This window comes from Flavobacterium sp. RNTU_13, assembly GCF_046614455.1.
GTDB lineage: Bacteria > Bacteroidota > Bacteroidia > Flavobacteriales > Flavobacteriaceae > Flavobacterium.
On record NZ_JBKJHB010000009.1, the window covers coordinates 16,612 to 41,184 of the forward strand.

The 24,573-nt window shown below is 38.9% G+C and carries 23 protein-coding genes; 1 reads left to right on the forward strand and 22 read right to left on the reverse strand.

What is annotated here, in order from left to right:
• The first annotated feature begins 53 nt into the window (after positions 1-53).
• The gene (locus ACLI08_RS16130) at positions 54-755 is read left to right on the forward strand and encodes a sulfite exporter TauE/SafE family protein (RefSeq protein ID WP_411429540.1); all 702 of its coding nucleotides are present in this window, start codon (positions 54-56) and stop codon (positions 753-755) included.
• Positions 756-934: 179 nt separating this feature from the next.
• On the opposite strand, the gene hemN is transcribed toward ACLI08_RS16130, so the two are convergent.
• The 22 genes from hemN to ACLI08_RS16240 all read right to left on the reverse strand — a co-directional run bounded on the left by hemN (position 935) and on the right by ACLI08_RS16240 (position 24,369).
• Entirely contained in the window at positions 935-2,302 is a 1,368-nt protein-coding gene (gene hemN, locus ACLI08_RS16135) for an oxygen-independent coproporphyrinogen III oxidase (RefSeq protein WP_411429541.1), read from the reverse strand.
• Positions 2,303-2,462: 160 nt separating this feature from the next.
• A complete protein-coding gene (locus tag ACLI08_RS16140; RefSeq protein WP_411429542.1) occupies positions 2,463-5,564 on the reverse strand; it encodes an efflux RND transporter permease subunit in 3,102 nt (1,033 codons plus the stop codon).
• Between the two features lie 11 nt (positions 5,565-5,575).
• Positions 5,576-6,676 carry an efflux RND transporter periplasmic adaptor subunit gene (locus ACLI08_RS16145; protein WP_411429543.1) on the reverse strand — a complete coding sequence of 367 codons (1,101 nt, stop codon included), beginning with the start codon at positions 6,674-6,676 and terminating at the stop codon, positions 5,576-5,578.
• A gap of 3 nt (positions 6,677-6,679) precedes the next feature.
• On the reverse strand, positions 6,680-7,942 hold the full coding sequence (locus ACLI08_RS16150; protein ID WP_411429544.1) for a TolC family protein: 1,263 nt from the start codon (positions 7,940-7,942) through the stop codon (positions 6,680-6,682).
• A 136-nt stretch (positions 7,943-8,078) separates the two neighbouring features.
• Positions 8,079-8,468 carry a hypothetical protein gene (locus ACLI08_RS16155; protein WP_411429545.1) on the reverse strand — a complete coding sequence of 130 codons (390 nt, stop codon included), beginning with the start codon at positions 8,466-8,468 and terminating at the stop codon, positions 8,079-8,081.
• A 102-nt stretch (positions 8,469-8,570) separates the two neighbouring features.
• Positions 8,571-9,890: a flavin monoamine oxidase family protein gene (locus ACLI08_RS16160; RefSeq protein WP_411429546.1), complete on the reverse strand. Its 1,320-nt coding sequence runs from the start codon at positions 9,888-9,890 to the stop codon at positions 8,571-8,573.
• 167 nt (positions 9,891-10,057) lie between these two features.
• Positions 10,058-10,318: a hypothetical protein gene (locus tag ACLI08_RS16165; protein ID WP_411429547.1), complete on the reverse strand. Its 261-nt coding sequence runs from the start codon at positions 10,316-10,318 to the stop codon at positions 10,058-10,060.
• Positions 10,319-10,376: 58 nt separating this feature from the next.
• Positions 10,377-11,492, reverse strand: a complete 1,116-nt coding sequence (locus tag ACLI08_RS16170) for a DEAD/DEAH box helicase (protein WP_411429548.1) — start codon at positions 11,490-11,492, stop codon at positions 10,377-10,379.
• A 226-nt stretch (positions 11,493-11,718) separates the two neighbouring features.
• Positions 11,719-12,027 (reverse strand): RNA recognition motif domain-containing protein, encoded by a 309-nt coding sequence (locus tag ACLI08_RS16175; protein ID WP_411429549.1) that lies wholly within the window; start codon positions 12,025-12,027, stop codon positions 11,719-11,721.
• 1,049 nt (positions 12,028-13,076) lie between these two features.
• Positions 13,077-13,586, reverse strand: coding sequence for a hypothetical protein (locus ACLI08_RS16180; RefSeq protein ID WP_411429550.1), 510 nt, complete (start codon positions 13,584-13,586; stop codon positions 13,077-13,079).
• Positions 13,586-14,542 (reverse strand): hypothetical protein, encoded by a 957-nt coding sequence (locus ACLI08_RS16185; RefSeq protein ID WP_411429551.1) that lies wholly within the window; start codon positions 14,540-14,542, stop codon positions 13,586-13,588. The genes ACLI08_RS16180 and ACLI08_RS16185 overlap by 1 nt, the downstream gene beginning before the upstream one ends.
• Positions 14,526-15,053 (reverse strand): hypothetical protein, encoded by a 528-nt coding sequence (locus ACLI08_RS16190; protein ID WP_411429552.1) that lies wholly within the window; start codon positions 15,051-15,053, stop codon positions 14,526-14,528. Before ACLI08_RS16190 ends, ACLI08_RS16185 begins: the two co-directional genes overlap by 17 nt.
• Complete coding sequence (locus tag ACLI08_RS16195) at positions 15,043-16,224, reverse strand: hypothetical protein (protein WP_411429553.1); 1,182 nt, start codon at positions 16,222-16,224, stop codon at positions 15,043-15,045. The genes ACLI08_RS16190 and ACLI08_RS16195 overlap by 11 nt, the downstream gene beginning before the upstream one ends.
• 2 nt (positions 16,225-16,226) lie before the next feature.
• Positions 16,227-18,140, reverse strand: coding sequence for a type II secretion system protein GspD (locus ACLI08_RS16200; RefSeq protein WP_411429554.1), 1,914 nt, complete (start codon positions 18,138-18,140; stop codon positions 16,227-16,229).
• A gap of 5 nt (positions 18,141-18,145) precedes the next feature.
• Positions 18,146-19,540, reverse strand: coding sequence for a GspE/PulE family protein (locus ACLI08_RS16205; protein ID WP_411429555.1), 1,395 nt, complete (start codon positions 19,538-19,540; stop codon positions 18,146-18,148).
• A gap of 3 nt (positions 19,541-19,543) precedes the next feature.
• Positions 19,544-20,023, reverse strand: coding sequence for a hypothetical protein (locus tag ACLI08_RS16210; protein ID WP_411429556.1), 480 nt, complete (start codon positions 20,021-20,023; stop codon positions 19,544-19,546).
• Positions 20,023-20,451 carry a type IV pilin protein gene (locus ACLI08_RS16215; RefSeq protein WP_411429557.1) on the reverse strand — a complete coding sequence of 143 codons (429 nt, stop codon included), beginning with the start codon at positions 20,449-20,451 and terminating at the stop codon, positions 20,023-20,025. Before ACLI08_RS16215 ends, ACLI08_RS16210 begins: the two co-directional genes overlap by 1 nt.
• A 4-nt stretch (positions 20,452-20,455) precedes the next feature.
• Positions 20,456-21,580, reverse strand: a complete 1,125-nt coding sequence (locus ACLI08_RS16220) for a type II secretion system F family protein (RefSeq protein WP_411429558.1) — start codon at positions 21,578-21,580, stop codon at positions 20,456-20,458.
• Positions 21,570-22,052 (reverse strand): hypothetical protein, encoded by a 483-nt coding sequence (locus tag ACLI08_RS16225; RefSeq protein ID WP_411429559.1) that lies wholly within the window; start codon positions 22,050-22,052, stop codon positions 21,570-21,572. The genes ACLI08_RS16220 and ACLI08_RS16225 overlap by 11 nt, the downstream gene beginning before the upstream one ends.
• A complete protein-coding gene (locus tag ACLI08_RS16230; protein ID WP_411429560.1) occupies positions 22,042-22,380 on the reverse strand; it encodes a hypothetical protein in 339 nt (112 codons plus the stop codon). The genes ACLI08_RS16225 and ACLI08_RS16230 overlap by 11 nt, the downstream gene beginning before the upstream one ends.
• Entirely contained in the window at positions 22,355-23,584 is a 1,230-nt protein-coding gene (locus ACLI08_RS16235; RefSeq protein ID WP_411429561.1) for a hypothetical protein, read from the reverse strand. The genes ACLI08_RS16230 and ACLI08_RS16235 overlap by 26 nt, the downstream gene beginning before the upstream one ends.
• A 5-nt stretch (positions 23,585-23,589) precedes the next feature.
• A complete protein-coding gene (locus tag ACLI08_RS16240; protein ID WP_411429562.1) occupies positions 23,590-24,369 on the reverse strand; it encodes a toxin-antitoxin system YwqK family antitoxin in 780 nt (259 codons plus the stop codon).
• Positions 24,370-24,573 lie beyond the last annotated feature (204 nt).

Sequence of the window (24,573 nt, forward strand, 5' to 3'; positions counted from 1 at the left end):
GTAGTTGTAATAAAACTGTAAACCGTTTGCTGTAACCCATAAACTAAACAAAAATGCTTTACACAGCACTATTATTAGGTTTGGTTTCCAGCCTGCACTGCATAGGTATGTGTGGGCCAATAGCCATGATGCTGCCGGTAGATCATAAAAATCCCGCTAAAAAAACCATTCAGGTTTTGGTATACCATTTAGGCAGGCTTACCGCTTATAGTATACTAGGCATAGTGTTTGGGCTTTTAGGCCGTGGGTTTTACCTGGCTGGCATGCAGCAACAGCTCTCTATAATTGCAGGCATTGTTATGATTATTATTGCGCTGGTACCCGAACGCATTTTTGCCAAATACAATTTTTCTAAACCCATATACAAACTCATTTCAGGCATCAAAGCCGGGCTGGGTAACCAGTTTAAGAAAAAAGGGTACAAAGCACTTTTTGCCACCGGGCTGTTTAATGGCTTTTTGCCATGTGGGCTCGTATATGCCGCACTCTTTGGCGCGCTGGCTATGCAAAACACCTTATACAGTGCGGCTTTTATGTTTCTTTACGGCGTAGGTACCATACCACTTATGAGCGCCGTTGTATTTGCAACCGGCGTGTTTAAAACACCATTGCGAAACACCATGGCAAAAGCAGTTCCGTATGTAGCAGTATGTATAGGCATGCTGTTTATTGTCCGTGGACTTGGGCTGAGCATCCCCTACCTGTCGCCAGGCAACACCAGCCTATTTGTAGGTGCTGTGCCAAACTGCAGGTAATGTATATGACCTAAAATAATTAACCCTTTCTTGTTTTTACAGCCCCAAATAATCGGGGCTTTTTTTATTATTAATGGGTTGAGAAGAATAAAAAAAGGGCAACCATAACAGTGCCCTTTTAGTGGCAAGAGTATTGCCGTTCGATAATAATTAATGAAGAAAGTACTGTCTCTTTACTTTTACACCACCATGCTAAACAAGCGGGTATCCGGAGCTTTTCTGCGCAGGCGCAAGTCAAAAGCCATACACACATTTCGTACGTAAGGCTTGCCTTTCTCGGTAACGGTAATACTGTTTTTGCCAAATGTTATAAGGCCGTCCTGTTCCATCTCGGTAAGGCTTTCAAGCACTTCGGGCATTTTTTCAAAATATCCATTGCCAAAAGGCTCCCACTCGGTTTTAAACCGGCACATAAGGTTAAGGATGTGCGTACGTATCAGCAAATCTTCTTGGTTAAGCAAATGCCCCCTAAACACGGGTAATTCGCCCTGTGCTATCCTTGCGTAATAATCTTCCAGATTTTTTTCGTTTTGTGCAAAACTGTACCAGCTGTCGCTTATAGATGAAACACCAAGGCCTATCATTAACTGTGTTTTACTGGCGTTGTAGCCCATAAAATTCCGGTGCAGGTTACCAGTATTAAATGCCTTATACATACTGTCAGTTTCCAGGGCAAAGTGATCCATACCTATTTCGTGGAATCCTTTTTCAGAAAGCAGCTCCTTCCCTACTTCGTACAACTTACGTTTCTCTTCATCCTTAGGCAGGTTACTTTCATCAAAGCCGCGCTGTCCGTTGCCCTTAATCCACGGTACGTGTGCATAGCTGTAATATGCCAGCCTGTCCGGGTTAAGGGATTTTGTTTTTTCTATAGTATCTATACAACTGTCCAGCGTTTGGAACGGTAAGCCAAAAACAAGGTCATGGCTTATAGATGTATAGCCTATTTCGCGTGCCCAAAACGTAACCTTAGCTACGTTATGAAACGGCTGTATGCGGTGAATAGCTTTTTGTACCGTATTGTTATAATCCTGCACCCCAAAACTTACCCTTCGAAAACCTAAATTAAACAAGGTTTGTAAATGTGCACGTGTGGTATTGTTTGGATGTCCTTCAAAACTAAATTCGTAACCCGGCATATAATCTGCACGAGCCATTATCCCATCTATGAGTATTTTTAAATTTTCCGGACTAAAAAACGTGGGGGTACCACCACCCAGGTGCAATTCTTTTATTTTAGGGCGACTGCCAAACATATTGCAATACATTTCCCACTCCTTAAGCACTGCCGCTATATATGGGTCTTCTACATCATGTCGCTTGGTTATACGCTTGTTACAGCCGCAAAAGGTGCACATGCTTTCGCAAAAAGGCAGGTGTATATATAAGCTTATCCCCTCACTTTCATTACTTTCATTAAACGCCCTTATGCAGGTTTCTTTCCACTGGGTGGTTGTAAAACCTACCTCATCCCAGTATGGCACTGTAGGGTAGCTGGTATAGCGGGGCCCAGGGACATTGTACTTTTGGACTAATGAATTTTTCATGGCGTATTTTATTTGCACGTACAAAGCTATAGCAGGGCTATGCCAAAAAAAATGATAATTATCATAGCCAAAGCTATAAAACATGAAACCGCCCGGGCACAGGCTCCGGACGGTTTCAACCTAAAAAACAGAAACTAAAACTCTAATTGAATTTTATATTTTACAGCTCCATCTTCTGGTGTTTGTTACGTAACGCCCAGTAGAAGAAGTTAGGGAATACAAGTAATGTAAATACCGTTGCTGTAACCAAACCACCAATGATAGATACAGCAAGCGGTTTTTGGCTTTCAGAACCTATACCGGTAGACAATGCCGCCGGCATTAACCCTATGGCAGCCATTAATGCTGTCATTACCACCGGCCTAGTACGGGCTTTTACACCCTGTATAATAGCATCGGCAAGCGACATCTTCAGCTTAAGGTTAGCATGGAATTCAGAAACCAGTATAACCCCGTTTTGTATACAAATGCCCAGCAGTGCTATAAAGCCCACACCCGCCGATATACCGAAGTTGATACCTGTTATTTGCAGCGCCAGTATACCGCCAATGATGGCAAACGGCACATTTACCAGTACCAACAGCGAATCTTTTATGTTACCAAACATGATGAACAGTAACACAAATATCAGTATTAACGATATAGGCACCACCTGGGTAAGCTTGGCGCTGGCACGTATTTGGTTTTCATACTCACCGGTCCAGCCAATGGTGTAGCCCGGTGGCAGCTTGATTTGCTTCACTTTGGCCTGAGCTTCGGCTATAGTACTACCGAGGTCGCGGTCGCGGACAGAGAATTTTACACCAATAAAACGTTTGGCGTTATCCCTGTATACAAACGATGGCCCGGTTTCGGTAGTAAGTGTAGCTATCTCCTTTAGCGGCACTTTTGTACCGCGCAGTGTAGGTACCATAAGGTTCATAATGTCTTCCTCGTCTTTACGGTAATCTTTTAGGTAACGCAGCCTTATGTCAAACTTCTTTTCGCCTTCGTATTTTTCTGTAGCGGTTTTACCACCTATAGCCATTTCTATAATCGCCTGAGCATCGCTTTTTTGTACACCGTATAGTGCCATTTTTTGTTCATCAAACTTTACGCTCATGGCAGGCTGCCCCAGGTTACGTAGCACGCCCACGTCTTTAACACCGTCTATGTTTTCAATTTTGCCCATAACCTCATTTGCCAGCTTATCCAGCGTAGGCAGGTCATCGCCAAAAATTTTAACCGCGTTGCTTGCCTTAAAACCAGCAACCGCTTCAGCTACGTTGTCTATAACAGGCTGCGAGTAGTTCCATGTAATACCCTGGTATACACTCAGCTTTTTGTTCATCTGTTCTACCAACTGATCCATAGTTATTTTGTGTTTCCACTCGTCTTTTGGTTTAAGGTCTACCTGGAATTGCAGGAACCCGAAACCGTTAGGGTCGGTACCATCATTGCTACGGCCGGTTTGCGAAAGCACATCGTCTACCTCTTCAAACGACTTTAATTCCTTACGAATAATCGTAGCCATCTTTACACTTTCAGATAGCGAATTACTTATAGGTAACTCGGCAGTTACCCAAAGCGCACCCTCATTTAACGGAGGGAGGAATTCAGTACCAAGAAAACGTGTAGAGAACAGGGTAAGCCCCAGGATTACAAACGATACTATAATGGATATCTTTTTGTGCCTGAAACTTACACCGAAACCTTTAGATACAATTTTGTTGAAAAACTCTACAAACGGGTTGTGTTTTTCGCGTACGTTTTTATTTAGTAAGATAGAGCACAACACCGGCACCAGTGTAAGGGTAAATATAAGCGCGCCGAGTAGTGCGAAACCAAGTGTCCATGCCAAAGGAGAGAACATTTTTCCTTCTACTTTTTCGAAAGAGAAGATAGGAAGCAGTGCAGATATAATAATCAACTTACTAAAGAAAATAGCCACACCCAGCTTAGAACCTGTTTTACGGATAAGTCCCAGTTTCGCCAACTTATTAAAACGCTCATCGCCTTCCTTCTCCCGCAGGTGATCGAGCGCCACAAAGAGCCCCTCAACCATTACCACAGCACCATCTATAATAATACCAAAGTCTACCGCACCCAGCGACAGCAGGTTAGCACTCATACCTTTTAGTTTAAGGCACAGGAATGCAAACAACAACGCCAACGGAATAATAATAGATACAATAACCGTAGTACGCCAGTCGGCCATGAAAAGGAATACAATAACCGTAACCAGTATAATACCCTCTACAAGATTGTGGGTAACAGTATGCGTACAGAACTCCATAAGGTTATCCCTGTCGTAGAATGTAACCATTTTTACATCCTTAGGCAATACATTATCCTGCACATAGGCAATTTTTTCTTTTAATGCCTTAAGCACTATAGATGGGTTTTCGCCTTTACGCATAATCACGATACCCTCTACAACATCATCATTATTGTTAAGGCCTGCCTGCCCCACTCGCGGTACATTGCTTTCTTCTACCTTAGCTATGTCTTTAATAAGTATAGGGTTGCCGTTATACTGGGCTACAATGGTGTTTTCTATGTCAGCTATATTATCCAGAAGCCCCACGCCACGCACCACGTATGCTTGTCCGTTTTTCTCAATAACGTCGCCCCCCACATTTACGTTGGCTTTACTAATAGCTTCAAATACCTGTGGAGAAGTAAGCTCATACTTTTGAAGCAGTGTAGGGTCTACCTCTACTTCGTAGGTTTTTTCCCTACCTCCAAATACCGCCACGTCTGCAACGCCCGGTACGGCACGCAGCTGCCTGTCTATAACCCAGTTTTGCAGGGTAAGCAATTCGCGGGTGTCTTTGGTTTTACTATCCAGCGTATAGCGGAAAATTTCGCCTGTAGGCCCGTACGGTGGTTGTACTTCGGCATCTATACCTTCGGGTAGTTCTACACCACGCAAGAGGTTATTTACCTGTTGCCTGGCAAAAAAGTCGTCTACATCATCATCAAAAATTATCTTGATAACCGAAAGGCCAAACATGGTAATACTCCTTACATTTTGTTTCTTTTGCAGGGAGTTCATGGAAATTTCTATGGGAGAGGTTACAAAACGCTCCACCTCCTCGGCACTACGGCCGGGCCACTGTGTTACGATTACAATTTGTGTATTGGTTACATCGGGGAATGCCTCTACAGGTATATTTTTATAACTGATGATACCGGCAACCACCACAAGCCCTACCCAAAAAAAGGTAAATAGCTTATTGCGTAGGGAAAACCCTATTATGTTTTTTATCAATTTTACCATGGCTGCTACAATTAATCGTTAATGGCATCATAGGTAAGCAGGTTGCCTTTTACAATAACCTTTTCTCCGGCGGTAAGCCCTGCCGAAATATAGGTTTTGTCGTCTAGCGCACGGTATATGGTAACCTCCCTGGTTTCTATGTTATTCTTTGCCTTAAATACCATAACGTAGTTTTTGTTATTGTCAAAAACCACGGCAGCACTGGGTACAGTAACATACTGCTTATCATCCGGGAAGTGTACCTTAACGGTAGCATTCATTTCCGGCTTTAATGTGCCATCTGTATTAGGCACTTTAATCAGTGCTTTACCCGCACGGGTATCAGGGTCTATTACATTAAATATTTTGTCTATTTTACCCTTAATATCTTTATCAGGATATGCTATGGTATGTATGCTGGCCTGCTGGCCCACCTTGATTTTGCCCAGGTCGCTTTCGTTTACATTAGCCAAAACCCATACATTATCTAGCTTTGCAATGGTAAACACTGCATCTTCGCGGTTAGCACTAAGCATTTCATTCGGGCTTATGTCTTTAGTGGTAATATAGCCACTAATGGGTGCATACATATTGTATACAGATCCGCTTTTCAGCTTATAAATCTGGTTGATTTCGCGCATACGGTTACGTTCTGCCTTAGCCTTATCCAGCTCTTTTTGCGCCATAACCAGTTCTTTTTCGCTGGCAAGCTTGCCCTCGTACATATCCTTAACGCTTTGTAGGTTGCGCTCTGCTATGCTTACGTTAGCATCGGCATCGCTGGTTTCACTTTGGTAACCCGCAATCTCCGTACTGCGCACACTGGCCAGTAATTGTCCTTGCTGAACATAGTCGCCCAGCTCTACATTGATTTTTATAACGCTGCCGCCTACTGCAGGGTATACCTGGCTTATGTTGTTGTTTTCTGCGCTAACCTTCCCAAAAAGGCGTATTTCGTTTTGCGCATTCTCCTGGGTGGCATCGGCAAATGTACACTGGGTATACATTTTATCACTCATTACAAATTGCTGTGCGGTTTCCTCCTTAGCGGCATCAGCCTCTTTTTTGCTGCATGCGGTAAACAGCGTAAGTGCGCTTACCGACATATATAAAGATTTTTTTAGTGTTTTCATTGCTTAAAAGTTGTTAGTACCGGTTACATAATTAATCTGCGCCGCGGCCAGTGCCAGCTGCTGTTTTACCCTTTCCACTTCAGTTTGTGCCTCATTATAGGCCTCAAAGAAGTCGGCAAACTCTATCATAGAAACATTGCCCTTCTGGAAATTGGTATTAATACCGTTAAAAACCGCATCAAAATCCTGGTTAATCAGTTTGTTAATGCGCTTGTACTCGTCTACGCTGCGGGTAAAATTCTGGTAAGCCGCCAGCACATCGTTTTGTATCTCCAGTTGTTTGTACTCTACATTTTTCTGGCTTTCCAGCTGCTGTACCTTAGCTGCCTGTATGTTACCCCTATTCCTGTCGAATACAGGAAGCGGTATGGCCAACCCCACATTGTACTGGTTGTTAAAGGCATCGCCCTGCTGGTTGTAACCACCGCGAAGTGTAACATCGGGTATCGCCTGCCTGCGTTGCAGCGACAAATTTACCCGCGCCGACTCTGTAGCCAGTTTTGCCTGATTAAGATCGGGCCTGTTTTGCAATGATTTATTTAAAATATCGTCGTATAAAAAAGTTTTAGCCGCAAAGCCTCCGGCATCTGCACTATCATACACCGTGTTTATTGTGGCCGCAGTACCTAAAAGCAGGTTAAGTTTTTGCTGGGCATCTATAAGCGTTTGCGTTTCTTCAGACTTGTCGTTGTTAATTTTTACGTACACTGATTTTAAACGTACAAGGTCTTTTAGCGCCACATTGTTTTTGGCTACCTGCACTTCGTAGCTGCTTATAAGATCTGAGAGTTTACTAAGCAGCTTGTTGTACTTTTCTATTATTTTTTGTTGGTTATGCAACGTGTAAAACGATTGCCATAGCTGTAGTTGTAAATTGCGGGTAAGATCTGTAAGTTCTGCCTCGGCCATTTTCTTGTCCAGTTTAGCCAATTCTATCTGCGCCTTACGCTTACCACCTATAATAATAAGCTGTTCCAGCCCTACGGCCAGGTTGTTTTTATTGCCCGAAGGGAAATACAATTTATCCTGGCCCTGGTAGGCAATAATGTCTGCCGATACTTCGGGATTAGGATATACTTTGCTCTGTATTTCAGCCGCTGCCGTTTTGTCGATGTTGTATTGCTGGGCAAGCAGCATAAAGTTGTTTTTGAAGAATAATTCTTCTGCCTGTTTTACGGTAAGGTTCAGGGTTTGAGGTGCCTGTGCCATAATACCGCTCCCGCACAGCATTACTGCCATGAAAGAGATTAAGTTTCTGAATTTCATTTACTATTTTGAGTTAAATGCGAGAATATTTTGCACCAAAAAGAAGGCGCATAGAACGTTTCCTGTTAAAGTTACAAAAACCCAACAGGCAACCATTTCAGTAAAACACTGAAAATGAAACGTAAATAAACCGGCATTATACCTCAGGAGGTGGAGAAAATAAAATCAGCTTAGGAGATTGATACAACGGATCTTTATAAAATACGTCAGGATGCACTATTTTATGATCGGTTACAAAAGAGCTTACCACTTTTAAAGGCTGTGCAGCCTCAAAAGCCCAAACTACTTTTTTTACGTTAATCCTGTTGTGGGGGGTACTTTTAGTATGGTGCTCAGGTATGGCATTGTGTATTTGCATAACGTCTTCCAGTACCAGCTCTACCACACTGTCTACCTCTTCAAAATCTTCGTCTACTTTATTTCCGTCAAAAAGGGTATGAGGATTATCGATACTAAAATTGAGTATGTGGAGTGCCATAAGCAACCACAAAACCCTGTGACCGATAAACATTTTATTTAACCTCATTTTATTTTCCTTTTTAAAAGGTTTGCCAAAAGTAGCAATCAGAATTTAGTAAACACAAACCTTGCCAAACTATTTAACACTTCTAAGAAAATTTTAAGAAACTCACACCCCGATAGACTCAAGCAATTTTTCCGCTGCTCTTTTCCCGCTGGTAAGTGCCGCTTCAACAGTGCCCATAGCAGGCCCTTCGTATAGATATTCTCCGGCAAAGTATATAGTCTCTTCAATGGGCTCAAACAGTACAGATCTGGCGTGTGCGCTGCTAACAGTATCGTATGCGTATGATCCTCGTGTATACGGCTCGTTAGCCCAGTTTACAACATCCCAGGCCGTTACGTGCTCATGTAATTCCCTTACCGAGATGTCAAAAACAGCTTCAAGCGAACGCAATGCAAGATTAAGTACTTCTTCTTTCGAAAAATCTTTAACCGCAAGTGCAGGCGGTCCTCCAAACCAACCCATAAGCAAAGGCCTTTTGAGCGGAGCCTGTGTCCAAAACGTAGGGATTTCACGGTTTGTGAAAAGAAATCCCATACCCGAAATATCCTGACCTGCTGCGGGAGCTAACAATTCTTTCTCCCAAAAGACGGAATTAAACTCTAACAGAATTTTCACCACCTGACCAAAACCTATATTATTAAATGCGGACTGTTGAACAGAAATTTCTGGATAGAAACGTATTCCGCCTGCATTTTCGGGATTCAGCTGCAAAATGCCTAATGGCAATGCCACAACTACTTTACCCGAGGTAAAGACTTCACCACCAATTGTTTTAATTTCCACCGATCCTTTTTGCCACTCAATGCTTTTAACCGGTGTATTTGTTAGTATAGTTCCGCCCATTTTATGGAACTCCGTTGTAAGATAGTTTAAAAGGCTGGCATAGCCTCCTTCAATACGGTATTGATCGCTGTCACTTTCATTATTCCATTCCCTGCGTAGGGCAAAACAGGAAGCATCTGCAATATTAGCGGTGTCATACCCCGAAACGTAATCAGCGATTTGCTGACGAATGGTTATAAAAGCTTCCCCGGAAAAATAGCGCTCTAAAAAAGTACTCATAGGCATATCCTGATCTAATGAATTGAGCTTTTCTAATAAGACATCCCAGTTTTGTATAAATTCGTGACTCTGTACTAAACTCCCATCTTTAAAATGCCACATCTCAAAATCAACCGGATGCTTACGTATACCTGCCTGTTTAAGTAGCTGTAGAGTCAGCGGTAAATTACCGTGGATAAATTCGGCGCCTAACTCTGTGGGTTCACTAAACGGATGGTGAACTGTATGAATACGTCCTCCTACCCTGTCCCGGGCTTCTAAAACGGTAACTGTTTTGCCTGCTTTGGCAAGGGTAAAGGCAGCCATTAAACCCGCAGCACCGCCACCCAGTACCAATATTTCTTGTGAACCAACGCTCATAAAAATTCTCATTTTATTGTACCGCAAAATAGCATAAATAAAAAAGCACCACAACAGGCTAAGCCATTGCGGTGCTTTTTTATTTTCAAGGTGTTAGCTGTTATGTAACTTGCTGCACCATAACTTTTGTAGTATTTATAGCAAACAATATCTATGTTCTTACTGACTTATTGCAAAGAGTCTTTTTTTGAAAACCGCAGTATTCTTTGCTGTGTTTTCTCCGCGCTACTCGCTGTAGTGTTTTCAGGAATACGCTTTTCCGGAGGAACAGAAGTAAAGTGTCCGTTGTTGTCTACGTAGATAATCATACTGTCAAAACCTTTGCCTTTATTGTTATTTACCTTTCTGTCCTCTCGCTTTTTTGCCTTTTGCTTTTTAACTAAAGTTTTCTTTTTATTATTTTCCTTTTTGAAAAAAGATTCTGCCATGTTTTAAATTTTAATAGTGAAATATGGATGTAAACTCAGCACCAATGCATTGCGAAAGCTAAATTGTTGAAACCGGTAGCTTAAACCCTATAAGTTTTTCAATGCTTCTTAAGTCCGCTTTTTCTTCGGTGCCACAAAAGGATACTGCAGTACCGGTTTTGCCGCCCCTGCCTGTACGGCCTATACGGTGTACGTAGGTTTCAGCTACATTTGGCAAGTCAAAATTTATTACATGTGGTAGTTCATCAATGTCTATACCGCGCGCTGCAATATCTGTAGCTACAAGCACCCTGAGTTTGTTTACCTTAAATCCATTCAGGGCTTGTTGCCTTGCATTTTGCGATTTGTTACCATGTATTGCCGCAGCAAAAATGCCCTCTTTTACAAGAAGTTTAACCAGCATATCTGCCCCGCGCTTTGTGCGGGTAAATACTAACGAACGAGAAATCCCAGCATCGTTTAAGATATGGGTGAGTAATTTTTCTTTATCGCGTTTATCTACAAAATACACACTCTGGCTTACGGTTTTAGCCGCTGATGATACCGGGGCTACACTCACATACTCGGGATTTTTCAGTAGGCTGTCGGCAAGTTGCTGAATGGCATTTGGCATTGTAGCAGAAAAAAACAGGGTTTGCCTTTTTGCAGGAAGTTCTGTAATAATCTTTTTTACATCGCGTACAAAGCCCATATCGAGCATGCTGTCTGCTTCATCCAGCACAAATATTTCAAGGTTAGAAAGATCTATGTACTGTTGTTGTAGTAAATCAAGCAGCCTGCCGGGTGTGGCTATTAATATATCAACGCCATTCCGCAGGGCTTTAACTTGATGAAATTGCGATACTCCTCCGTAAATAGCAGTATGCTTTAAAGCGAGGTGCTGCCCGTAAGACGTAAAGTTGTCACTAATCTGTATAGCCAGCTCGCGAGTGGGTGTAAGGATTAATGTACGTATTGCCTTGGCTTTTTTTGCGGGCCTGCCTGCCAGTTGCTGTAAAATGGGTATTGCAAAGGCAGCAGTTTTACCTGTACCGGTTTGCGCACATCCTATAAGGTCTTTACCCGAAAGAATTACCGGTATGGCCTGTTGTTGTATGGGTGTAGGATTTGTATAGTTTTGTTGCCCCAACGCTTTAAGTATGGGGGCTGTAATATTTAAATTCTCGAACGTCATAATAATGGTTGCCGTAACGGCTTTTGTTTAAAGTAGTAGCTTAAATACCAAGTAAGTATTTAAAGCATTAAATTCTAAGGTTGGCACGGAGTACTGGTTACACGCTGCGTACCGTTTAATACCAGATGAATTTTATAAACAAAAATTGTCACTATTATTAGGAATAGAAAATTCAAAAGGTAGAAAAAATAAGAATGGCCGCAGCCATTCTTATCTATATGTAAGTTTAGTATCTTCTGTCGTTAGACCTTGAATAACCACCACCTCTGTTTGAGCTGAAGCTGTTATTCTGCGTTTTAGGACGGGCTTCGTTAACAACAATCATCTGACTGTCTAGCCTTGAATTGTTTAGCTCTTCAATAGCTGTTTCTGCCTCTGAAGTATTTGGCATTTCTACAAAACCAAATCCCCTTGGGCGGCCACTAACCTGATCCATGATTAATTTTACGGAAGTTACTTCTCCATGGGCAGCGAAAGCATCGCGCACCTGATCTTCTGAGGTACTGTACCCCAGGTTTGCTACATAAATGTTCATAATGTAAATTGTTTAAATTAAATAAGGCAACTGGAACGCCTAAACTGAAGAGTAAGAAAGGACAAATTTTACAAGATGGACAAATTTGCTTATCAGCGTGAGCATTGGCAGAGAACCAATATGTGGCAAATGTACGCTAAATATATTTGACAACGGCTCTTTAGATGGAAAACTTTTAAAATAAAAAATTGAAAATCAATAAAATAGACCTAAAACACATTCCCTAAAACTTCTTTAATCGCGCCTACAGCCACCTGCAACGCACTTTTTATGCAAAAAAATGGCTGTTACTTTATAACAAAAATTGCAGGGATAAGCTCCATAAATTGTGGTTAGGTTACTTCTGTTTTATTTCCATGTGCTGAAAAATTTGGGAATCAATAACCAAAAACATCTCAAATTGCTACAAATCAAAAAGCTCCGCAGTTGCAGAGCTTTTCGTGTTTTTTGATGTTATATAATGTCAAAAAAAGTGACCCCATCGGGGGGCGAACTTCTATATAAAAGCCTTGTAAATCCGAGCTTTTTCAATATGTCAATTTCAAAAGTGCCACGAAAGTGCGATTAAAATGCAAAAAGCTTATTTTACTGGTATTCCCACCCTAAAATAAACCCCTGTGACTTCATTGGGGTCGGAATTTATTTTGATAACTACAGTGTTTTTACGAATTGAAAATATTTTTATTTGAAAGTCTCACAGAAAATTCATAATAACAACTTAAAGAATTGCTTCGAAAACTTTCTCTAATTCATTATTATTTTGCTTTTGAATATATAAATTTAATCCTGTTGATTTAAAGTACGCTTAATTCTTTTGTGAACTTACAAAATTTACTTTTAAAGAAAATCATAGGAAAATATTTCTCGTTAAGAAAATCAATCTAAAAAATTCATAAAAACAATTATGTACTATCCTACAGGATCGTAAGGTTGTTTTTAGAAATAACTACATGTGAACTGATTTATATCTTTTTAGGAGTTTGCACAACTTTTACTTCTCTAAATGAAAATGCAAAACGGCTTCTAGTATTACAATTATGGTTTATCTTTTACTTTACCGGAATTGTCACTTCTTTACCGGAAAAAGTTATTACAAGATTCTTTCTGTTACATCCCTTTACAGTAACCCCTTCTTTAGTTTGCCCTTTACCAATCCTGAGTGATTTACCATTAACTTTTACTAATGCGGTTTCCTCGCATGAGCCTGATTTTATGTAGCCAAAATATAAAATATCAGGCATTACAGGTAGTTCTGTAATAGGTTGTGGCACCGGGATCTTTGGAACATTTAACGCCTTTTTTACCGATGTGCTTCTGTAAGGAACATTATTATTATTATTTGCCTGATAATGTATAGTCTTTAAAAATGGGTCGTAAGCCAGTGGCTTAAGTGTAAAAGTATCACGGGATATATTTAAATTACTATTCCCGGCCCACTGCGCTTCATGCGGAATTGCACTATCTTGATTTATTAAACGGCCTCCTACATACCTGTAAATAGCAGTACCCCACAACATCAGTACTACAATAAGAAGCACAATATTAAGCGTCTTTTTCATTATTGTACCGTAAGTTTAGAATACGTGCTATACGCTCCGGAATTATTAGCCTGGTCTTTACTCCTAACCCTCCAGTAGTAAGTACCGGCCACACTAAAGGTGTAACCATAAGACAAGTTTGCAGTGTTTACCGTTTGTATAACATTAGTAAAACCAGTGTCAGTTGCTATTTGTAGCGTGTAAGTTACCGCACTGTTTACTACCCCTGTGTCTGTACCACCAGACCATTGAAAATTAACTTCATTCCTTAAAGACACAGTGGCATCAGTAGATGGCGAAGAATTTTGAGGGGCATTAGGAGGGGTAGTATCTATGTAGAACGAACGGGTACTATAGCCGGTTTGGGTGTCGTTATCAGAATTTTTAGCCTTTACTTTCCATGAATATTGCCCATCCTGGGAAATTATACCAGAGGTAACGGAATATGAATTTGTTGAAAGATCATTTTCCTGTACTATAGAACCACCTGTAGCGGTATTTATTATCTGAAACTCATATGATGTTGCTGCAGAAAGCTCTGTCCAGTTAAAACTCAACACGCTTGTGTTAGAATACGCATCGGCAAGTGGGTTTAACAAAAGTACCTGCTGATTAGTAAGGTCGTCTGTTTCTATGAGTTTAAAACCCTTAGGAAAAGTATATGCTGTTTGATAAGCAAAATTTTCGCCCCTTACCCTCCATTGATAATCACCTGGTTGTAAGGTTTGGGTAAAATTATTAGTTTTTACTAACGAATCCATTACAACCGCCCCTTCTGAATATACTTGTAAACGGTAAGAATTTGCTCCTTTAAGTTCATTCCACCTAAAATTAACAACATTGCTGTATATTTCCTGCCCTTCAGATGGAGAAACAGTTATAACCATATCGTTTGTAATATCTTTCTCCATTATATCATCGCAAGAAAATAATGTTAGTAAAAAAAATGCAATAAAAAACTTACTTATTGTTTTCATAGTTTTGAAATATCATTTTAAGGTGAAGTACCGTAGGCGTGTTATTTTTCTTTACGGTATAAAAATTCATGTTAGCAATTTTAGATAAGGTAAACTCTTTCTCAAAAGCATACGCCAGGGATAACAGTTCATTAAAATTACCTGTTACATCCAGTTGATTAGAATATATTGTATAATCTTCATCTTTAAAAGTATGTACAGATTTCATGTCAAAAATAGATACTTTAAATCTTGAAGAGGCAGTAAAACTAACTATCTCCTGTTGTATTTTTTCTTTGTCTACAGTTTCTTTACCTATTATACGATCAATTTTTTGCAATTTAGCAGACAAATCTGCCACGTTACCGTTATTTTTTTTAAACTCTTCTTTCTGGCTTTTTAGTGTTTTATACTCTCCCATAACATCAAAAAGCTGACTGAAAGATCTTTTATAAGCAGCAGCCATCAGTATTAAAAAAATAATACCAAGCGCCTGCAATTTTACTTTATAAGGGTAATTCTCAAAAATCATTCAGTATTATTTTTAGTTCAAATTCATGCCTTCCCTCTTTATTTTTTGTTATGGAAAGAATTTCCACGGTCCTTATCCAGTCAATTTTTTTAAGCACTTTAAGCCATTCATCCAAATTCTCATCTGAAATACATGTACCTGAAACAAGAATAACCTTTGCATTTATATCTATTTTCTTTTCGCCTTTTATTTCGCCATTAACAGGCGCTATCTGCATTTCACTAAAAGATATGCCGCTTGTTACAGATGAACCTAAACAAGATGCATAAAAGCTCATAAAATTTTTTGATATCCGACCCGTATTTTCCAGTATTTTCATCTTTTTATCCATATCTGATTTTAGCTTCTGGATTTCAGATACAGTATGCGATGCATATAAATTTTCCTGTTTTAAAGCTGCATTTTCAGACAACAGGTATTGAATGGTGCCATAGCTAACCATGAGCAGTAAAAGCATTGCTACAAGCATTGTAACCCCCAGCACATTAAATGCTCTTTTATATAGGACTTCATTTATATTTATTTCGGCAAGTACAGATTTTTCAAAACCCTCATTGTTAATATAAAAATTAGTGGCAGCAGCATAGAGCGGAAGTTCAGCAGCAGATACTACTGTATTTCCTATACTATATTTATCTGCGGGGCTATCCTGGGTAACTTTTTCTATACCGGCCAGCCCTGTTGTATCATACTCTAAACGGGTTTTATAAGATACTAAATATGGGGCATCTATAAATGGCTTTAAAACTACAGCTGTAAGAGGGCCTACATAAAAATCTATAATTTCGGTTTTATTCTGTTTTAGTACAGTAAGAATTTCGTCTGCAAACGGCTTTCGGGTAAAAGATATAAATGATGTACTATCCGTATTATAAGCCGTATAGTATATGGTATTAAAATCCAGGTTTTTTTTCCATGCTACATCTTCTTCATTCTTATAATCTATTTTCTTATTAAGTACACCTTTACCATCAAAAACCAATATTACCGGATCTTTATCTATAAGGGCTAAATCCTCAATCCGGGTAAACGAGTTACGCTTAACAATAGTAAGCTCTTCTTTTTTCTTTTCTACCGTGAGGGCTGTAAATAAAAAACTATTTTGATCGGCATCTTTGTAGACTCCGATTACAGTAATTCGTTTTATGCCAAATAGCCTTTGTAGCAACATACTTAATAAATTATGGTGGGTTTAATAAATATGTGGAGCTTAGCGGTGCTTTTTGATTTTCGCCTGCTGCTAAAAAACCATTTTATAATAGGTATGCGCGAAAGAAGAGGCACCCCTGAACCGGAGTTTTCTCTCTTTAGCTCATCTAAACCGCCCAGTAATACCATTTCATTATTTTTTACCCTAACTAACGACTGAAATTTTTGGGTAGCCTTACCAGGAGGTGCTGTTTCACCTACACGTGCCAGGAACGAACTTTTCTCTACGGTAATTGTAAGGGTAACATTTTCATCTGCAGATACATAAGGCTTAATATTTACACTCATATCAGCATCTGTAGATTTCCATGAACCGGATTGGAGTACGCTGTTTGTAAGCGAATTGGTTAGCAGCTGATTATTTTGCTCAAAATAATAATTTGTTTCACCTATAGAAAGTTTGGCCTCATGCCCGCTAAGTGTGGCAATTTTAGGGGTAGACTCAATTTTAATTACAGAGTTATCTTCCAGGAATTTAAGGTTAAGATAAAATGCCTGCGTAACCTTACCCAGTTTTACAATACCAAAGCCATTAAATGCATCTATAAGGCTATTTACTGATGAACCGTTTAGTGTAACATCTCCGGAAGGAAATACTGTACCGCCGGTTGTTGTGGGAGTAGTTTTGTTCAGCCCCGCCTTTAAGCCGGTTTGTATGTCATACGATTTATTATATTGTACAATTAAAACATCTATTTGTACTAAAGGAACCACTTTATCTATCTGATGGATATAATCCTTCATTTCGTTGATAATATTACGTGCTCCTGATACTATAAGTGAATTTAGCTCTACAAATTCCTTAATTTCAACTTTTTCAGAGAATATTTTCGGAAGGGATGCCAATACAGACTCAATAGACCTGTTTTGAAGTGCAATAGTTTCTGTATAACGCAGCCCTTCGGTAGACTGGTCTCCTATTATATACAGGTTATTTTGTTTCTTATAAGTATATTTCCTACCTTTTAGTATATGATCAAGTAACTCATCCATAGTTACCCCTTCAGCATATAACGTAGTTTTTTCATTATCAGGCTTATTATAAAAAAAATAGGGAACATTAAGTTTTTGGGCAGCCTCCATTATCAGTAATGCCGCATCAGCCATATTAGCTTTTACAGATAAAAGACCCGATTTATCAGCACTAACTTCAAAGAATCCTTCCTCACCTACTTTGCCTCGCTTCCGGGATCCGCCGCCTCCTGCACCAGCTACAACTTTTTCTCTTACCGCTGTAGCCTCAGCATCTTTTTCCAGGAAATAAATACCGTTCTCGTCTTTAGTAGCAACAAGGTTATTAGATTTTGCCAGCATTTCTACCACCTGGTCAAAAGGGCGGTTAACAACATAAGCGGTAACAAGCTGTGATTTTATATCTTGCGCCACAATAATGTTTTTTCCCGAAATATCAGTTATAGCCCTCACGGCATTCACCAGGGTATCGTTCTGAAATTTTATACTCAAAAAATCGTTTTCTGCAGCATATTTTACATCAATCGGTTTTGGAAGTTTTTTTTCAGGCTCTTTTACAACAGCCTCTTTGCGCTTAAAGATTAGTATATTGTTTTTGTATGTAACATCTAAATTATACTTATCTATCAGGAAAAGAAAAACGCTCTTTACTGTTACATCAAAAAAATTACTACTTACCACATCGGTAAGGCTTCCGTCTACACTTACATTTAATTCATGCTCAGAGGCTATAGAATTTATAAGATCGTGCAGGGTAATACCCGAAACATCTATTTTAACGATTTGGTTTATACCCGGTTTTTGAAAAGCTATCTCATCCAGTTTAGCAGATATATCTGATTCCTGCGAAAGTACCGGCAAGCAAAATAGGCCAATAAATAAAATAAAAAGTACTTTTTTTAACATACTGCTTACACGTTTAATAATATTGAATACACTTCATCAAGAGAAGTATCTCCTGCACACAAAATATCAAATCCCTGTGCGGCCAGGGGCTTGTAATCCTTTTTCTTGTTTAATTCCTGCAAATCGTTATTCTTTATATGGTTGGAAACTTCATGATTAATAAAAAACAGCTCATAAATTGCCACCCTGCCCTTATAACCTGTATAATAGCAGTTTGCACATCCTGAAGCTTTATATAGCGTATCCGGAACATAAGGTATGGTAAATGACACCGGAAAATCATTAGCATTAAAAACTGTTTGTGTTTTACAATGTGGACATAGCTTACGCACAAGACGCTGAGCCAAAGACACGTTAAGCGTTTCTGCAATCAGGTAAGCAGGTACGCCCATATCTATAAGCCTGGATATGGTACCTATAGCAGAGTTAGTATGTATGGTAGATAAAACAAGGTGACCGGTTAAGGAAGCCCTAATGGCCATTAAAGCCGTTTCGGGATCCCTGATTTCACCTAACATTATAATATCCGGATCCTGACGTAAAAAAGATTTTATGGCAGCAGCAAAAGTAAGCCCTATATCATCCCTAAGCTGTACTTGGTTGATACCTTTCAGCGTATATTCTATAGGGTCTTCTACCGTTACTATATTCCTCTTACTGTCGTTTAACAACTTAAGGGTAGCGTATAGCGTAGTAGTTTTACCTGAACCCGTAGGGCCACTTATAAGTATAATCCCGTTTGGCTTTTTAACAGCCTCTAAATAATGCCTTAGTTCGTCTTCTTTAAAACCTAATGTTTTAAGATCTATATTAGAAGCATCTTGCCCTAATAGCCTCATAACAATTTTTTCTCCAAAGAGCGTAGGCAAAACAGAAACACGAATGTCAAAATCTTTGGTCATTATACGGCCATCTTGTGGCAGCCGCTTTTCTGTAATGTTTAATTTAGACTTGATTTTTATCTTGTTTACAAGCTCAAGGTAATTATCCTGTTCTATTTTATAGCGTTCAATAAGCTGCCCATCAATACGGAACCTGATACGGGCATCTGTTTCATACACTTCAAAATGAATATCACTACTTTTTAGAGACCTTGCTTCGTACAGCAGCTCCTCCAGGAAATCCTTACCTGTAGTACTAAAGGCTTTTACATCATTTTTTATGCGTTCCCTGCGATAATGCACAGAAAGCAGCTTGTCTATTTCGGAAGGTTCCTGTGGCACTAAAACTACACGGTTACCCAGCAGCAGTTCTATTTCATCTTTTACCTCCTCTGTATGGTTGTTTTTATCTACAAATATTTCAATTGTCCCCTCAGCTTGTCTATAGGGTATAACCCGATAATAATTTGCTATATCAGGAGAAATTAAGTACAATATTTCTTTATCTATTAACAACATACCCTATAATGCTATTATTATATTTTTTACCGAAAGGATATCTAATACAACTAGTACAAAAAGCAATGCCGAGGAAAAACCTGCCAAAGGAATACTGTCTTTAGCTATATATTTTTTAAAAGCGAAATAACATACAACAGTAAATACCATAGATGCGATAAAAAACATTAAGTAGCCCGAAAGAAAAAACAATGGCGTTACAGCTATATAAAAAAGCAAATCACCTAACCCAAAATAATTTTGGAAAGGATTTACAAGGCTTTTCATTTTTATAACCATATATATAACCATACATAGAAATATCACTAAAAATAATATGAGATTATAACTACCGATATAAAATGCCGTTTGACCAATTTTCTTATATAAAAGGTAATAACCACTGATAAATAAAATAATGGGTAAGGCAATATTAATTTCGCGGTATCGTAGATCCTGAAAGAACATAGCTGTTAAGCACAATAATATTATCCCTTGCAGCATTACTCTTTTGTTACTTCTGTAAGTAATTTTTGTTCATTAATTTCCCATGTATTAAAACTACCGTCGCCATCAAGGTCAGTTACAGATGTAGCCCTGGCACGAAAAGAATTTGCAGTTGCCTCTATAATTTCAATTTTATACACAGCCTGTCCTCCCTCATCTACGGTCTTTTCCTGTTCAAAGCCTAACTCGTCCAGGCTTGAAGTAAACTTTGAGAAACGATAAAAATTACTTTTCTCTAACCCGTATACCTGATTTAGCATAGCCTGTGCCTCAATAGACTTAGCCTGGCTAATTACAGAAGTTTGGTTTGGCAATACCATAAGTAACAGTATACCTATAATACATAGCACAATTAATATTTCGGTAAGGGAGTAGGCTTTAACGTTACCCTTACGTCCTATTTTTCTTAACCTCCTTAATATCATAAAATTAATTTCTTATTATTTTACTTAAATCAAACATTGGAGCATACATGGATATCATGATTACCCCTACTATGATACCAATAATTATTATAATTGCCGGCTCCAGTACCACACCTATCATTTTAGTGCGGTGGCTTATATCTTCGTTATACTGCTCTGTAAGTTTTTCAAACATGGCGTCAAGCTGGTTAACCTGCTCTGCAACATCAATCATAGATACCATACGGTCTTCATAAACATTGTGTTTCCTAAAACACTCCGTTAAAGTATTACCTTTTGTAACATCTAAAATTATAGTGCCTAAAGATTTCTCTATGGGATAAAAACCTACCATTTTAGAGGTTAAACGTAGTGATTCTACTAATTGCGTTTTACTGGTAAGTAGTAATGACATAGACTGGCAAAAACGTGCCAGATAAATTTTCTTTACTAACTCCCCAAAATATGGAATCCGAATAACAACAGTAGACATGGCTAACCTGTAGCTGTCTTTTTTTTGGAGCACAAAATGCAACGCCATAAATGATATTATTATTCCCAATAAAACGGCGAAGAAAAGCCCCGAATGGTTAGAGAGTTTTATAATATATTGTGTACTCTTTGGCAGCTCGCTGTTAAACTGCCTGAATACAGAGGTAAACATTGGTACCACTTTAGTAAGCATAAAATACAATACCAGTACCGTTACTAAAAGCACAATAACAGGATATGTAAGTACAGATACTATTTGCCGGCGCATTTGTATTTTAGAAGCAAAATATTTTTGCAGCTCCTCCAATACCTCACTTAGTTTATTAGTTTCCTCCCCTATTTGTATACTGTAATACTCGTAAGGCGAAAACTTACCTGAAGCAATAAGTGCTTCATAAACCGTTTTACCACCTACAATCCTGTTTTTAATTTCCATGAGCATTTGGGCATCAACCTTATTTTTTGTTTGCCTGTGCAAAATTTCTAATGCCTTTTTAAAATCTACTCCCGCTTTTAAGAGCATCCCTAATTCCCGGTAAAAAGCAAGCTTTTTCTTATCGGTAAATTTCTTACCGAAAGAAAGTTCTGCACTGAAAGAAAAACCCGTTTCCTTCTTTGTAACAGTAGTGCCTTTATATGTGCTAAGATTAATGCTCATACATATACTTTTTTACCAAATCTGCCGGATAGATCTTTTTATAGAAATTAATATTATTATCCTTTGTTATCAGTTGTAGCCTATTATAGTGTATACTACCGCTTTTTGAAACAAGCGTATCGGCAACAAACCGTTGTATTTTCAACCTAAATGTATCTTTAAAATCTTCTTTAACACGTACCAAAATATCGTCCTCTATAATGTACTCAGTATCTATTTTCCCCTCACACAGAAAAGACAACTGTTCCTCATTAACAACAAAGGACTCGTTATCAAAAATATCTTTATTTAACGCATATACTATACGCGTACGATCTACTATGGCACTGTTTGCTTCCTTAAAATCCAGTAACCGCTCAGAAGTAATGGTAAATACTACAAAAATTATAGCTATTACTAAAGCTGTAACTACCATGCCTATTACTGCTTCTATTACCGTAAAACCCGGTATATTAAAACGTTTAGTTTGCATTCAGGTAAAAAATTTTTTCATGTTCAGATACTGCAGCACTATCCTTATAGGTTATAATCATTTTTTCTGTACCACCATTAACCTCGCCGGCTATATTACGTCCTACATTATCCGCCCCCTTAACAGAATCCCGCCTAAGTTGATATAAATAGAAAAGTTCATTAACAGATGCCTGATCTTCGTAATGTTTCATAGAGGTTTTAGAGGTAAAAACGGCTGCATAAACCATAGTTGCCACAAATAAACATATAGCTATTATGGTAAGTGCAATTACTGATTCTAATAGCGAACCCGCCTTAATATTATATAACCTTCTTAACAACCTCATATTTATCTTTATACATCATAGGAACAGCAACAAAATACCCAGGCCTGCCTGCTCCCCCCACCGTTACATTTGCTATAACATTTTCATGTATAACATTCGTTTTATACGAAACCCTGTTTGTATATACACTTCCCTGAACATCACTTTTTAAGGAAACATCGCCCGTACAATAAATATCGCAAACCGCCTTTACGTTTTCTTCAATGTAAATATTGTTCTTATGAACCCGGGTGTAATCACTACCTAATAATGCTATGCCACCGTAAATTTCTGACGATGGGTTTAGCTTTATATTTGTTATCGCTTCGGTATCACTATTTATACACAGAAACGATGGATATAACAGCTTAGCATTAGCACCCAGCGTAATAGAATAGTCGGCAAATACCTGTACACTGCCTTCAAAACCCTCTTCAAACGAAACTTTAGGGGCAATGATAATAACATCTTCTAAATGGGCTGATGAGGAAACGGAAAGAGAATCAGGTGATGAGATAATAACATTTCCTTTTACAGTAACTTCAGATAACCTGGAAGATACAGAAACATACAACGGGTTGTTACGAAAAGAGTTTGATAACCTCCCCTCTTTCAAAACATTGTAAATATTTTTAGCGGCTACTCCATCTCCCCTGTTAACCCCGCCAATACTCTTGATGGGTTTAGGTAACGAAGCTTCAGATTCTTTTATTACGCCGTTAAAGTTTAAACTTGCAGGGGTATTAACAACAAGAGCAGCGGTAAGGTAAGCATCTGGCACATATACATCACCTAAAAATCCTACTTTACCCGAATATCCTGTTTTTAAACCTCTTTCAGGAATATATAACGCCGTATTATCCTTATGCCCGCAACCTACTAAATGAGAAGAAACAACCGTATCATTACCCATAAAAGTACCTGCTGTTACTACCGGGAAAGCACCATATTGTTTTACATTATAATAATACTGAACACCAGATTCGTCAGCATCAGGAAGTATGTCTTTGTCCTCTAAATGGTTAATGGCAAAATTTACGAGCGACTCGTTGTATACATACAAATCCTGCCGGCTCATATAGTAACTGTTGAGCTGGGTATACAGGCCAGACATGTATAGCATACCGCTACACAGCACTGCAACCACAAGGCATACATAAATAGAATACAATAAGCTATTAGCCCTCACCATAACCTGTATCCGCTTAATTATGATGTACCTCAAACGTTTCAGGATTTACTCTTAGGCTTTGACGCTGAACTTCCACCCGACTTCGTTTTTGCCTTAACCTCTTTAGGAGGTGTAGCGGTACTGTTAGTATTTATTGGTTTTTCCCCTTTTTTCTTCTTTCCAAATAACCGTTGCCAAAACCCTGGCCTAGCATCCACTTTAGAGGTAACGTCATTACGTTTTACTTTAGAACCCTTATCATCCTTTTTATCAAACCACCTTTTCCATAAGCCCGGCTTGTGCGTAGATACACTATCTTTAGCAGTACTCTTTACAGGCTTTACCTTTACAGGAACCACTTCACCGTTACGATACTTCAGCGTATCTTTAGTAGTATAATTTATCCAGCGGCCGCTTTTACGGTCGTTATCATACGCACCTTTTTCAAGAAGTTTACCCGTATTGTCATAAAGTGCAAAAGCACCGTCTTTAGTTCCGCTGCTCCATTCGGCTTCGGTGTGTAGTATGCCGTTTTCGTACCAGGTTTTCCAAAGCCCGGTCTTTAGGCCGTTTTTAAAGGTACCCGCTTCGGCAAGCTGGTTGCTGTGGTAAAACTTGGCAAAGTCGCCCGTTAGCAATTCTCCGGCCATACCATACTCACTGTTATGAATGGCACCGCCCTTAAACCAATAGTAACTACGCCCCGGCTTTGGTGAAACTTTTTTTGTAGTAGTGTAAAACTCGTAACGAAACTGCGCATCAGAAATACGTTTAATGAGTGAAGTATCAGAAAACGAACATAAAAACAGTAACGCTACCAGCCACAGTAATCTATGCATATCGGTTAAATTGGTTTACGGGCGCAAGATAATAATTTTTTTAACGAAACTTTACCAAAAAAAGCGTATTTTCATTCTTGAGTAAACTCCGGGAAATGGGGTGTAGTTATGGCACAAAAAAACGACATAAATGTACCATATTTTGCAAAAATTAACCATCTTATTATCCGTAAAAGTTCTTGTATTTACTGACAAAATCATCCA